This is a genomic window from Rickettsia asiatica, assembly GCF_007989425.1.
Classification (GTDB): Bacteria; Pseudomonadota; Alphaproteobacteria; order Rickettsiales; family Rickettsiaceae; genus Rickettsia; species Rickettsia helvetica.
Window position 1 is genome coordinate 267,614 of the sequence record NZ_AP019563.1, and the last position, 12,944, is coordinate 280,557.

Sequence of the window (12,944 nt, forward strand, 5' to 3'; positions counted from 1 at the left end):
ACCCTAAGAATCATACTCCCAATGCTTCCCTTAATAGCTTCTCCTGCTGTTGATTATGTGCTTGCAGCGAACCTACTGCCGGAGAAGCTGATTCTTCTCTACCTACATATTTAAATTCATTATTAATTCCGGCTTCTTTTAAAGCATCGTTTAAGTGAGAAACTATATAACGCCAAGCTCCCATATTCTTTGGTTCTTCCTGACACCAAATAAATTCCTGCGTCCTATTATATTTTTTTAATAGCGATGCTACAACCTTTTTTTCAAAAGGGTATAATTGCTCAAGCCTGACAATTACTATATTACTATTATTGCCACGCATTTCAAATAGATCATAATATATCTTGCCGCTACATAAAATTACTTTAGTAATATTGTTTGTATCTACTTTAGTTACTTCATCTAAAACCGGCAAGAAAGTAGTGTTTTCTCCTAGCTCATCGAGTTTAGATACGGCATGTTTATGACGTAATAATGATTTTGGCGACATTACGATTAACGGTTTGCGGGTATCATCAAGTATTTGGCGACGTAGCAGATGAAAAATAGAAGCAGGAGTAGTTGGATATGTAACATACATATTATCCTCAGCCGCTAGCTGCAAGAACCTCTCAAGTCTTGCCGAGCTATGCTCCGGTCCTTGCCCCTCAAATGCATGAGGTAACAAAACCACAAGCCCGCTCATACGAAGCCATTTAGTTTCGCTGCTTGAAATAAACTGGTCAAAAATAATCTGAGCTCCATTAGCAAAATCACCGAATTGTGCTTCCCATAAAACTAAATTTTTTGGATTTACTAACGAATAACCATACTCAAAACCAAGCACCGCATATTCAGATAAATTACTATCGGCTACCTCGTATTTTGCTTGTTCTTTAGATAAATTATTTAGAGGTATATAGGTAGTATCATCAATTTGGTTGTGCAATACTGAATGACGATGCGAGAAAGTACCGCGTCCCGAATCTTGTCCAGTTAGCCTTATATTTGTGCCTGAAGTAAGCAAGCTTGCAAAAGCTAGCTGCTCTGCCGTTGCCCAATCAATAGGCTGATCTCTAGTCAGAGTAGCTTTTCGAGCTTCAAATAATTTTACAAGTTTTGAATTAACGGCAAAATCTTTCGGTATTTCACATAGTTTAGTTCCTAAATCTTGTAATGTTTTTTTACCGACGCCCGTTATTGCAGCTTGTGTACGAGTACGAGAAATGCCTTGCCATAACCCGCCTAAGAAATGTGCTTCTTGCTTATAACTTTTTGCCTGCTCATATTCCTTATCTAGCTTTGCTTTAAATTCTTCTTTTAACTTAGCAAAATAATTATTATCAATTATACCGCTTTTTACTAACTCATTTGCGTAAATATTTCCAGGGGTTGGTTTGCTTTTAATAATGTTATACATCTTGCCTTGCGTATACATTGGCTCATCACCCTCATTATGCCCGTATTTGCGGTAACAAATAATTTCTACTACAATATCCTTACCGAATTTCTGCCTGTATTCTACCGCAATATTAGTTGCTTTTAACACTGCTTCTATGTCATCACCGTTAACGTGTAAAATCGGAGCAGCTATTATTTTAGCAAACTCCGTAGAATATCTACTAGCTCTAGTATCCGCAGCATTAGCCGTAAAACCTAGCTGATTATTAATTACGAAATGCAATATTCCGCCAATATCATAAGCAGCTAAAGGTGACATTGATAGACTCTCGGCAACTACGCCTTGACCGCAAAAAGCAGCGTCACCATGCACTAAAATAGCCTTAACTTTGCTGCGTTTAGTATCTCCAAGAATATCTTGCTTTGCTCTTACTTTCCCTGCAACTATAGAATTTACTGCCTCTAAATGCGATGGATTATCGGCAAGCGATAAATATATTTTCTTATCCTCTATAGTTCTATCGGACGAATAGCCTAAATGGTATTTTACATCGCCTGAAACATTTAGCTCATCAGGAAATACGCTGCCGCTTATGAAGCCCGCAATAACGGCTTTATATGGCTTACCGACTACTTTAGTCAGAGTGTTTAATCTCCCTCGATGTGCCATACCGATAACGATTTCTGAGACACCCTGATGCATAGATAAATCTATAGCTTTACTCATGGCGACTATAGAAGCATCTCCGCCCTCAACGGAAAAACGCTTAGCTCCAGGAAATTTAGTATGTAGATACTGCTCAAACCCTTCTACTTCTACTAAATCATTTAGGATAGTTTTTTTGTCTTCAGAAGAAAATGTAACTTTGCTTTCTAGCTTATTATATAACCAGTTTTTTTCTTCTATATTTTCTATTTGCTCAAACTCTACACCTATAGAACCCGTATAAACTTTATCGAGCTTGGTAACTAATTCAGATAATTTACAGTTCCAAGTGCCGACAAATTCATCCGTAATATTGATATTTTCTTCTAGCTGACCGCTATCAAGACCAAAAGTTTCTATATTAAGCTTTAAATCATTTTTTGTTTTGCGTATCTCAAGACTAAGCGGATCAAGATTTGCTAAATAATGAGCATGCTTGCGATAAGCATGTATCATTTCTTTAGCTTTTAAACTAGACATCTTTCCAAACTTCGCTTCTAGAGGTAATTTATACGTCGATCCGGTACTCGCATCCTCACGTACTAGTGTGTACGCTGTGGTACTGCATTCCGTGTCTCCTTTAAATTCCTCTCTATAAGCTGGGTTGGAAAGATGTCTACTATTTAAGCCTTCTGAAGATAGATTATTATTTAACGGTTCTTTTTTTATTTCATCTGGGATAATTACTTTAGCCGTACTTTTATTGAGTAAAGTATTATTATCCTTAATTTCGGCAAAAAACCCTTGCCAAGTTTGATCAACTGAAGCAGGGTTTGTTAGATATTGTCTATATAGTTCTTCAACAAAAACAGCATTCCCACCAAATAAATAACCTGTTTTTTTTAAATATTCTTCCATATTGTTGTTTGTATTGTTTGATTAACGTCATTGCGAGGAAATTGCATAGTAATTGACGAAGCAATCCAGCTAAAAATGCTAATTTATAGCATTTTTATAATTTTCTTCTGGATTGCCGCGTCGCTATGCTCCTCGCAATGACGACTCCGGTATCTACGCAATAATGCTTACTCGCAATGACGATTTTATTACTATAAATACTTCCCTTCTAAATATCTTATATACACCTCAGGGTTAATTTTTTCCTCACCGCTAGCACTTTTTAATAAATCGGCTGAATTTTTTAACGAACCGAGATTTCTAAAATTCTTATTTAGATAATTATTTAGATTACTAAAATCACCCTTTAATATATCATCTTTTATATTTGGATGCATCTCTTTTACTTTTTTCATCACCATTGAGGCGATAATTGCTCCGTTTGTATAGGCGGGAAAGTAACCAAAATTTCCGTGTGACCAGTGAATATCTTGAAGACAACCGTTACTGAAACTTACCGGTTTAACGCCTAAATATTCCTGCATCTTACTATTCCAAAAGCTTGGTAACTCATCAAGATTCAAATCATCATTGATAAGCATTTCCTCTATCTCAAAACGTAATATTACATGCATCGGATAAGTTACTTCATCTGCATCCACTCTTATAAAATCAGGCGTAACTCTTGTAATTTTTCTATATAAATTTTCTGCTGAATATGCTTCACTTTTAAAAGCAAATTCGTCTCGAAGTAATTTAGCTAAAAATTCCGTAAATTCTCTTGATCTACCTACTTGCATTTCCATAAATAAAGACTGACTCTCATGAAAAGCCATACCTTTAGCAAGTCCAACCGGCTGCCCTTTATAAATTTCCGGCAAATTCTGCTCATATAAAGCATGTCCTGTTTCGTGAATAATTCCCATTAAACCGCTTATGAAATTGTCTTTATCATACCTAGTAGTTAAACGTATATCGTTTAGCGTACCACCGCAGAAGGGATGAGTCGATTCGTCTAATCGTCCTTTTATTAGATCAAACTGCATAATTTCCATAATGCGTTTTCCGATATGCTTTTGCATTTCAGGAGCTAGTGCACTATTCTTTACTAGTTCTTTCTCGCTTTTCTGTTTTTCTAAAACTTTATTTATAAGCTGCGGGAGTTCTCTTTTAAGTACTGAAAAAACTTCGCTGATCTCACTACTTTTTCTGCTTGGATCAAACATATCTATTAATGAGTCGTATAATCCGCAATTAAAAACATCTGCTCGTACTTTAACAACTTCTTTCGTATAATCTAAAATTTTTTGTAAGTGTGGTTTGAATAAATTATAGTCGTTATTTTTTCTTGCTTCTCGCCAAACAAGTTCGGCTTTAGTAGTAGCGGCTACCAATTTCTTTTGTAGCTGTTCGTCAATACAATTTGCATCTATTATTTTTCTCTCAATCTCTCTAATATTAGCATTTTGCCATTCATTAAGGTTCTTTGATTCTTCTTTTGCCTTGCTAAGTAACTCTTTTAGCATAGGAGATTTGAGCATAGAATGAACAAGCGACGTTAAAGTTACTATTTCGTTGCTGCGACTTTCTCCTGAACCTATAGGCATATTTACAGCAACATCCCAGTATAATATGCTCAAGATATTATTAAAATGAGAGATGGCCAGAAACTCGTTTTCTAATTTTGTATAGTTGTTGTTCATAATTTTTCCTTATTGTCATCCCGTGGCTTGTCCACGGGATGACAGTGCAATAACTCTTTTGCTGCTTTTAAACTAGCCTCGGTGATTGTTTTACCTGAAATCATGCGGGCGAGTTCCTCTTGTCTTTCATCTAAATTTAAGGCTTTTACCGTTATTTTTGTTTCTTTTTCTAGCTGCGTTTTCTCAATTTTTATATGCAAATCCGCTTTACCTGCTACTTGCGGCTGGTGAGTAATAACTATTACCTGCGTAACTGAGCTAAGCTTTTTTAATCGCTCACCTACTTTATCTGCAACCTCTCCGCCAATCCCGACATCTATTTCATCAAATATAATAGACGGTTTTACCATTTTATCAAACAAAGAAGTTTTTAAAGCTAACATGAACCTTGATAATTCACCGCCGGAAGCGATTTTATTAATTGCTTCCGCTGCCGTTCCCGGGTTAGTAGAAGCTTTAAACACAATATCGTCATTGCCGCCGGCGGTCGGTTCTTTTTTAGCAGTTATCTCAATCCCAAAAATTGCTTTCGCCATTTTAAGCTGTTTTAGCTCCTGATGCAATGATTCTTCTAGGTGTTTTGCAGCAATAAGACGCTTTGCGGATAAATCGCTCGCTAGTTCATAATATTTTTTCTGTAATAGTACTTCTTGAGCTTTTAACTCATTGCTATTTGCTATTTTGTTTTTTAATATACCGAGCTGCTCTAAAGATTTATCTAAAAATACACCTAATTCATCAGCGGGAACATTATATTTACGGCTAATAGCTTTTATTAAAAATAATCTTTCTTCTGTTTCTTCAAGATTATATTCCTCATAATTAAAACTATCTAACAGATTTGATAATTCTTGGCGTGCTTCTTCTAGATTATTATAGGCCTCCTCTAAACTTGTAACGATAGCTTCAAAACGCTCATTGTCGCCTTGCCTTGCTAATAATTTCTCTGCTCTATTAATCGATGTATTTATTTCGGGGTTATTAATTTGTTCTAGAATATCTTTTATTAGCTGTAAATCCTTATCTTTATTTTGCAAATCTTTTCTGATATTTGCTAATTTTTCTTCTTCACCTATTTGAATGTTCAGCTTAGTTAATTCTTCCGTTGTAAAGCTCAAATAATCAATTTCCTGCTCTATAGAATTTTGTTTAAGTGTTATTTCGGCAATGTCTTTTCTAGTATCTTGCCAAGTCTGATAACATTTAGAAAGCTCGGCTCGAAAGTCCAAAAGATTTCCGTAACTGTCTAAAATATCACGCTGCGTATTTGCTTCTAGAAGAGAAATATTATTATTTTGTCCATGAAGCTCAAATAAATAAGTAGCTAATTGCTGCATAAGAGCTTTAGTCACCACTTGATTATTAATGAAAAAATTTTTTCGTCCTTCGGCTTTTTGCAGACACTTTACAAGCAATAACTCTTCAGGCTCAATAAAATTTTGGATCAGAAAATTTTTTATTTCTGCATTTAAAGAGAATATTATATTAACAACAGCGTAATCTTTTCCACGCTTTATTATATTATTTGAAGTTTTATAACCTAGGCAAAATAAAATCGCATCAAGTAAAATAGATTTACCGGCTCCTGTTTCACCGGTAATAACGCATAAACCTTTATTAAACTCAATTTCCAGCTCGTCTATCAGAATGAAGTTTTTAACTGAGAAACTGCAGAACATATGCTGCTTAATTTTAGTGGTTCTGAACTAGCCTATACGCATAACTATACCATTGACTATCAGGATAGTTATAACCTAGCACCGAGGCATATTTTTTTGCTTCATCCGGCAGCCCAAGCATCATATAGCTTTCGGCTAAACGGTAAAGAGCTTCTACCGAGTGAGAAGTAGTTTGATAATTATCAATTACTTCTTCAAATCTGTTAATTGCTGCCATTGGGTTCTTTTTCTTTAAGTAAAACCGACCTACTATCATCTCTTTACCTGCTAAATGATCGTTTACTAGGTCGATTTTTAAAGATGAATCAATAGCATATTTAGTATTTGGGAATTTTGCTATTACGTCTTCAAAACTATCTTTAGCTAGGAAAGTTCTAGATTGATCATGATTTACGTCTGAAATTAACATATAATATGATAATGCTTTAAGGTAATATGCATAAGCAATGTCAACATTTGCAGGGTGCAAATTAATGAACATATCAAGCACATCAACCGCTTCTTCATATTGAGCGGCGAGGAATAAAGAATAAGCCTGCATCAATTCGGCTTGCGGCGTCACTTCATTACCTGGATGTTGGTAAAATACTCTTCCGAATTCTTCCGCAGCTTTCTTATATTTTTTCTTTTCCAATAAGGTAATACCTTCATTATAAAGGGTAGGGATAGGAACTACTATGTCATCACTGTTTTTTTTGCTTTTGCATCCGCTGAAAACTAACCCTATAACTAAAAGGGTACTCAATAATTTTGCTAATTTCATAAGAACTTAAATTCAGTTAATACCTAAATATACATATAAGCTTACAGAATTTCAAGGATTCAATTTAAAATCTCATAAACTTATAAATTAGACCTATTCAGAAATGAGGATTTAGGTAGGAATCCCTCCGAAGACACTTAACTTCGAACCGCAGCGTACACGCAAGTAACGTGAGGATTCAAGTACCGGATCGACGTACAAATTACCCCTAGAAGTAGAGTTTCCGAATAGGTCTATTTTTTGGACTTATTTCTCTACCCAGTGTTCTTTATCATTATTTATGGTATTTTTTTTCTATGGCTGACCATGCTACTGTATGTGCAACTGTCTCTCTAGAGTTATTTCCACGTCTTTTATCGGCATCCTTATATTGTTCAAATGCATGATTAAAAGCTTCGCGATAAATATCCTTAGCATGGCTCGGAAGATGATTTTTGACTGAATCAAGTAAGTCGTTATTATTTTTCTGGATTGCCACGCTCCTTTTAGTCGCTCGCAATGACGAGGCTTATATTCATGACCATAAGCTTTTCATTTTATTAAAAAAGCTGCCGTCATTTTCTTTTTCATTTATGGACTCTTTTTTGAATTCTTCTAGTAATTCACGTTGTCTTTTAGATAAATTTTTAGGTACTTCAACATGAATATGTGTAAGCATATCACCCCTAATAGTTGATCTCATTTTAGACATACCTTTGCTGCGTAGCCTTAATTGATCACCGTTTTGTGTGCCTGCAGGAATTGTTAAGTTTATTTTTCCACCTTCAATTACCGGTACTTCTATCTCTCCTCCAAGAGCGGCATTCACAAAACTAATAGGTAGTTTACAATGTAGATTTGCTCCGTCTACTTTATAAATATCATGTGGTTTTATTGCTATATCAACGTATAAATCACCGCTATTACCGCCTCTAATACCTGCTTCCCCTTCTCCGGTATGTCTTATTCTAGTACCGTTTTCAACACCGGCAGGAATATTTACTGATAAATTTCGTTGCTTACGGTAACGTCCCATGCCATGACATTTTTTACAAGGATTTTTTATAATTTGTCCGTTACCTTGGCATTTATGACAAGCTTGCTCGATCGTAAAGAATCCTTGCTGAATTCTAGTTGCTCCAACACCGCCGCAAGCATCGCAAGTAGTTACGGTTTCACCTTTCTCAGAACCGCTACCGTGACAAGTATCGCATTTTACTTCGCTAGAAAAGCTAATATTTTTTTCTATACCGTGAAATGCTTCCTCTAGGTTAATTGTCAGATCATATTTTAAATCCGAACCTCTAACTTTAGCTGAAGTTGGGCGTGATGATCTTCTGCTGCCTCCCATAAAGTCGCTAAAGAAGTCGCTGAATATATCATTGATATCGGGGTGAAAACCGCCATGATTTCCTTCTCCCCCTCGTGATTGTTGATTTTGAAAAGCATCGTGTCCAAAACGGTCATAAGCAGCTCTTTTTTGTTCGTCTTTTAAAACATCATAAGCAGCATTGATTTCTTTAAATTTCTTCTCGGCATTCGTATCTCCGGCCGTCGCATTATCGGGATGATATTGTTTAGCTAGCTTATGGTAAGCTTTTTTAAGATCAGCTTGACTAGCTGTTTTACTAATACCTAGTATTTGGTAATAATCTTGTGACATAATTTAATTTATAAACACGGTTGTCATCCCGCGACTTGATCGCGGGATCTTAGGAATCCATTTATATATTTTACTGGATCCCGCGATCAAGTCGCGGGATGACAAATTCAGTATGTTACTTCTTCTCTACATCCTGAAAATCAGCATCTACTATTTTTTCATCATTAGCGGCACTTTCTTCAGAAGGCTGATTCTCGTTTTGTGTTTTATACATTGCTTCGCCGATTTTCATGCTAGCTGCAGTTAAGCTTTCGGTCTTTTCTTTAATCAAAGCAGCATCTTCCGACTCAAGAACGGCTTTTAAAGCGGCTAGTGCTTCTTCAACAGTTCCTTTATCTTCTGATGATAATTTATCACCATACTCTGTAAGAGTCTTTTCAGTAGAATAAACTAAACTATCGGCAGCATTTTTCGCTTCAATAAGCTCTTTACGCTTTTTGTCTTCATCGGCATTCTGCTCAGCGTCTTTAACCATTTGTTCGATTTCGGCATCGCTAAGACCGCCGGAAGCTTGAATAGTTACTTTCTGTTCCTTACCGCTTGCTTTATCTTTAGCCGAAACATGCACTATTCCATTAACGTCAATATCAAATGTTACCTCTATTTGTGGAACTCCTCTCGGTGAAGGAGGTATGCCTTCAAGATTAAACTGACCGAGTAATTTATTATCCTTCGCCATTTCACGTTCACCTTGGAACACTCTAATAGTTACGGCATGCTGATTATCATCGGCAGTGGAAAATACTTGGCTTTTCTTAGTAGGGATAGTAGTATTACGATCGATTAATCTTGTAAATACGCCGCCAAGAGTTTCAATACCAAGAGATAGAGGCGTAACGTCTAATAATAATATATCCGTTACTTCTTTATTAAGTACTCCGCCTTGGATAGCAGCACCAAGAGCTACAACCTCATCAGGGTTTACGCCTTTATGCGGCTCACGTCCGAAGAATTTTTTTACGGCTTCTTGTACTTTCGGCATTCTAGTCATCCCGCCGACTAACACTATTTCTTGAATATTTGAAGCTTTTAAGCCTGCATCTTTTAATGCTTTTCGGCAAGGCTCAATGGTTTTTTCAATTAAATCGTCTACTAATTTTTCGAGTTCCGCTCTAGTAAATTTGATATTTAAATGTTTTGGACCGCTACTATCAGCCGTAATATAAGGTAAATTAATATCGGTAGTTACTGCAGAAGATAGTTCTTTCTTAGCTTTTTCCGCCGCTTCTTTCAAACGCTGAAGTGCTAAAGGATCGTTACGTAGATCTATACCGCTTTCTTTTTTGAATACATCTATTAAATGGTTTAATATTCTTGTATCGAAATCTTCACCGCCAAGGAATGTATCACCATTCGTTGATTTTACTTCAAAAACACCATCACCGATTTCAAGAATTGAAATATCGAACGTTCCGCCGCCAAGATCATATACTGCAATAGTTTTACTTGCCGATTTATCAAAACCGTAAGCAAGAGCTGCAGCAGTCGGCTCGTTAATTATTCTAAGGACCTCAAGACCTGCTATTTTACCGGCATCTTTCGTTGCTTGACGCTGTGCATCATTAAAATAAGCAGGTACGGTTATTACTGCTTGTGTTACTTTCTCCCCTAAATAATTCTCGGCAGTTTCTTTCATTTTTTGTAAAATGAAAGCACTAATTTGACTTGGTGAATATTTATTGTTATCCGCTTTGACCCATGCATCCCCGTTATCGGCTTTAACTATATTATACGGCACGATATCCTGATCTTTTGCAACCATAGGATCGGTAAAATTTCTACCGATTAATCGCTTTACCGCATATATAGTATTGCGAGGGTTAGTTACTGCTTGTCTTTTAGCAGATTGTCCGACTAATTTTTCGCCGTTTGCAAAAGCTATTATTGACGGCGTAGTTCTCTCACCTTCTGAATTTTCTATTACTTTTGGCTCTTTCCCTTCCATTACTGCAACACAAGAGTTGGTAGTTCCAAGGTCGATACCTATTACTTTTCCCATAAGAATCCTCGTTTTCTTTTTTTATTTTATTATGACTTTTTATTTGATATAATGCGGCTTAAGTGATTTTACAAGAGGTGAAAATGAAAAAACTACCGATGTTGCTAAAACTTTTATTTATTATTAATTTAATTTTCCTAAATAATATAGTTTTAGCATCTAGTGAAACAAGCACTATTATATTTGAAAAAGCGAAGAAAGCAATTGTAACGATCGATACTAGAATTGCCGTATCGGCGTATGATGATACAAGTAGTTGGACTGGAACGGGATTTATTAACGATAAGAACAACGGTTATATAATTACTAATACTCATGTTGTCGGCGGTGCGTCTATCGGAACTTATTTTGTTACTTTTTATAACGGTGAACAGGCAGAAGCAAAGCTTATCTATTACGATATTTGGCAAGATTATGCCGTTCTAAAAGTAGAAAGTAAAGACATACCGGTATCGACAACACAAATAGCTTTCTCAAACGAGCTTCCAAAATTAAATCAAAAAGTTTTTGTAGTCGGTAACACGGAAGCAAAAGGCTTTTCTTTCCATACCGGTTATTTGTCTGATCTTTATAATATTGAAGGTTTAATGCCGCAATGTACTTATGTTATTAACCTAAATAGTACCGGCGGTGCTAGCGGTTCACCGGTATTAAATGATAAGATTGAGGCTATAGGAGTATTATATGGTGGTGGTAAAACTCATTCTCTAGCACTGCACGGTGATTATGTAGCTCGCACTTTAGAAAGTTTAAAGAATAATAAACAACCAAGCAGAAAACATATAGGAATAATAAGCGAGTTATATTCTTTAAATAAAGCAGTTAGACATCATAATTTCCCTAAAGAAGAAATGGATAAATATATAAATAAATTTTCTGATAGTAGAAATAGAGTGATAAGCGTTAAGGCAGTTCTAGCCGGATCGCCTGCTGAAAAATCTTTAAAAGCCGGTGATATTGTTTGGGCGGTGAATGATAAGGAACTCGGCGGCAATCTAGCATTATTTGATAGAGAAATGGATAATTTTAAAGGAATAGCTATTAAACTTACTATATTTCGTGATGGAAAAAAGCTAGAACAAGCAGTAGATTTATATGATGTGAACAATAATAAAATCGCTAAAATGGTAAATTTTGGCGGTGCAGTATTTTTTGAAGCCGATGATTATTTTAGTAATAAATCAGGAATTCCGCTTAAAGCTTTAAGTATAGCCTCCGTTCAATCCGGTAGTAGCTTTAGCTCTATACCGACATTCTTTACCAAAGATTATAAAAATGTTTATAGATTACAAATTTTTGAGATGAAAGATTTAGGATTAAGTAATCTTGACGATTTAGTGAAATTCTTACCTGCTATTACTAAAGAGAAATTTATAACGGTTAGATTTAGAAATTATCAACCTTATTATGCTAATTTCGGTTATAATGAACTTATCTCGTCACATGATGATATGATTGCCGATGTAACTCTAGATTCTATAGATACTAAGCCTTATATATTAAAGTATAATACTATTTCTCACGATTGGGATATGGAAAATATAAAACTTCAGTAACTAATCCATTGTGATAAATTAACAATTCTTAATCAATTAAGTAAGATATAATTCAACTTGATTTGTTGCGTTATTATTCTTAAATTTATAATCTTAATTTTAGGAGAATTGCAAATTAGCTCATGTCGTTCGCCAACTATATATTCCTGCGTGGATACTGAAGGTTGTCATTGCGAGCGGGCATTATTGCGTGGATTGGAGAACGCTTTTGATGTCATTCCCGCGTAGGCGGGGATCCAGGCTAAAAAATCTTAATCTAAAAGATTTTTTGAAAAGCTTGATTTATCTCGCTTTACCCTGGATTCCCGCCTACGTGGGCATGACATCGATCCTTAAGTTGACACCCATGTGCTTTCGCGGGAATGACATCAATTCACCACTAATTTGCAATGCCTCCTAAAATAATTAACAACTTATAAATTTAGGAAAATTAATGACTAAGCAATATACCTGTATGATGAAGAATTATGTAGTGCTGAAAATACGTTAAATTATTTTAAGTACCTACACAAAAACAATAAATTAGAAATTTGTAAACAGTATTTATCAGATATAACAAGACCCACCTTATATGCTGACCACTCAAATTTATATGATATTCTGAATTTAGCAGTTAACGGTAAAGAATATGCTTTAATTAATTGCATGCAACAATTAACCCCTAATTTAGAATGTTATA

At 35.5% G+C, this 12,944-nt stretch carries 8 protein-coding genes; 1 reads left to right on the plus strand and 7 read right to left on the minus strand.

The genetic code is table 11. The features are described from left to right. Positions 1 to 10: 10 nt before the first annotated feature. The 7 genes from RAS_RS01475 to dnaK all read right to left on the minus strand — a co-directional run bounded on the left by RAS_RS01475 (position 11) and on the right by dnaK (position 10,709). Positions 11 to 2,944, minus strand: coding sequence for a 2-oxoglutarate dehydrogenase E1 component (locus RAS_RS01475; protein ID WP_147141702.1), 2,934 nt, complete (start codon positions 2,942 to 2,944; stop codon positions 11 to 13). A 191-nt stretch (positions 2,945 to 3,135) separates the two neighbouring features. After that, positions 3,136 to 4,626 (minus strand): carboxypeptidase M32, encoded by a 1,491-nt coding sequence (locus RAS_RS01480; RefSeq protein WP_147141705.1) that lies wholly within the window; start codon positions 4,624 to 4,626, stop codon positions 3,136 to 3,138. Continuing rightward, the gene (gene recN, locus RAS_RS01485; RefSeq protein WP_147141708.1) at positions 4,623 to 6,305 is read right to left on the minus strand and encodes a DNA repair protein RecN; all 1,683 of its coding nucleotides are present in this window, start codon (positions 6,303 to 6,305) and stop codon (positions 4,623 to 4,625) included. Before recN ends, RAS_RS01480 begins: the two co-directional genes overlap by 4 nt. Positions 6,306 to 6,318: 13 nt before the next feature. Continuing rightward, on the minus strand, positions 6,319 to 7,068 hold the full coding sequence (locus RAS_RS01490) for an outer membrane protein assembly factor BamD (protein ID WP_147141710.1): 750 nt from the start codon (positions 7,066 to 7,068) through the stop codon (positions 6,319 to 6,321). A 274-nt stretch (positions 7,069 to 7,342) separates the two neighbouring features. Continuing rightward, complete coding sequence (locus RAS_RS01500) at positions 7,343 to 7,546, minus strand: ChaB family protein (RefSeq protein ID WP_232049268.1); 204 nt, start codon at positions 7,544 to 7,546, stop codon at positions 7,343 to 7,345. A 36-nt stretch (positions 7,547 to 7,582) separates the two neighbouring features. Further along, entirely contained in the window at positions 7,583 to 8,710 is a 1,128-nt protein-coding gene (gene dnaJ, locus RAS_RS01505; RefSeq protein WP_147141713.1) for a molecular chaperone DnaJ, read from the minus strand. A 115-nt stretch (positions 8,711 to 8,825) separates the two neighbouring features. Beyond that, positions 8,826 to 10,709: a molecular chaperone DnaK gene (dnaK, locus tag RAS_RS01510; RefSeq protein WP_147141717.1), complete on the minus strand. Its 1,884-nt coding sequence runs from the start codon at positions 10,707 to 10,709 to the stop codon at positions 8,826 to 8,828. Between the two features lie 62 nt (positions 10,710 to 10,771). Here dnaK and RAS_RS01515 point away from each other — a divergent pair, with 62 nt between their 5' ends. Beyond that, the gene (locus tag RAS_RS01515; RefSeq protein WP_147141720.1) at positions 10,772 to 12,265 is read left to right on the plus strand and encodes a S1C family serine protease; all 1,494 of its coding nucleotides are present in this window, start codon (positions 10,772 to 10,774) and stop codon (positions 12,263 to 12,265) included. Positions 12,266 to 12,944: the final 679 nt, after the last annotated feature.

Excerpts from the sequence above, each read along its gene's own strand:
- RAS_RS01475 (WP_147141702.1), bottom strand. The coding sequence starts at position 2,944 with ATGGAAGAATATTTAAAAAAAACAGGTTATTTATTTGGTGGGAATGCT.
- RAS_RS01480 (WP_147141705.1), bottom strand. The coding sequence starts at position 4,626 with ATGAACAACAACTATACAAAATTAGAAAACGAGTTTCTGGCCATCTCT.
- recN (WP_147141708.1), bottom strand. The coding sequence starts at position 6,305 with ATGTTCTGCAGTTTCTCAGTTAAAAACTTCATTCTGATAGACGAGCTG.
- RAS_RS01490 (WP_147141710.1), bottom strand. The coding sequence starts at position 7,068 with ATGAAATTAGCAAAATTATTGAGTACCCTTTTAGTTATAGGGTTAGTT.
- dnaJ (WP_147141713.1), bottom strand. The coding sequence starts at position 8,710 with ATGTCACAAGATTATTACCAAATACTAGGTATTAGTAAAACAGCTAGT.
- dnaK (WP_147141717.1), bottom strand. The coding sequence starts at position 10,709 with ATGGGAAAAGTAATAGGTATCGACCTTGGAACTACCAACTCTTGTGTT.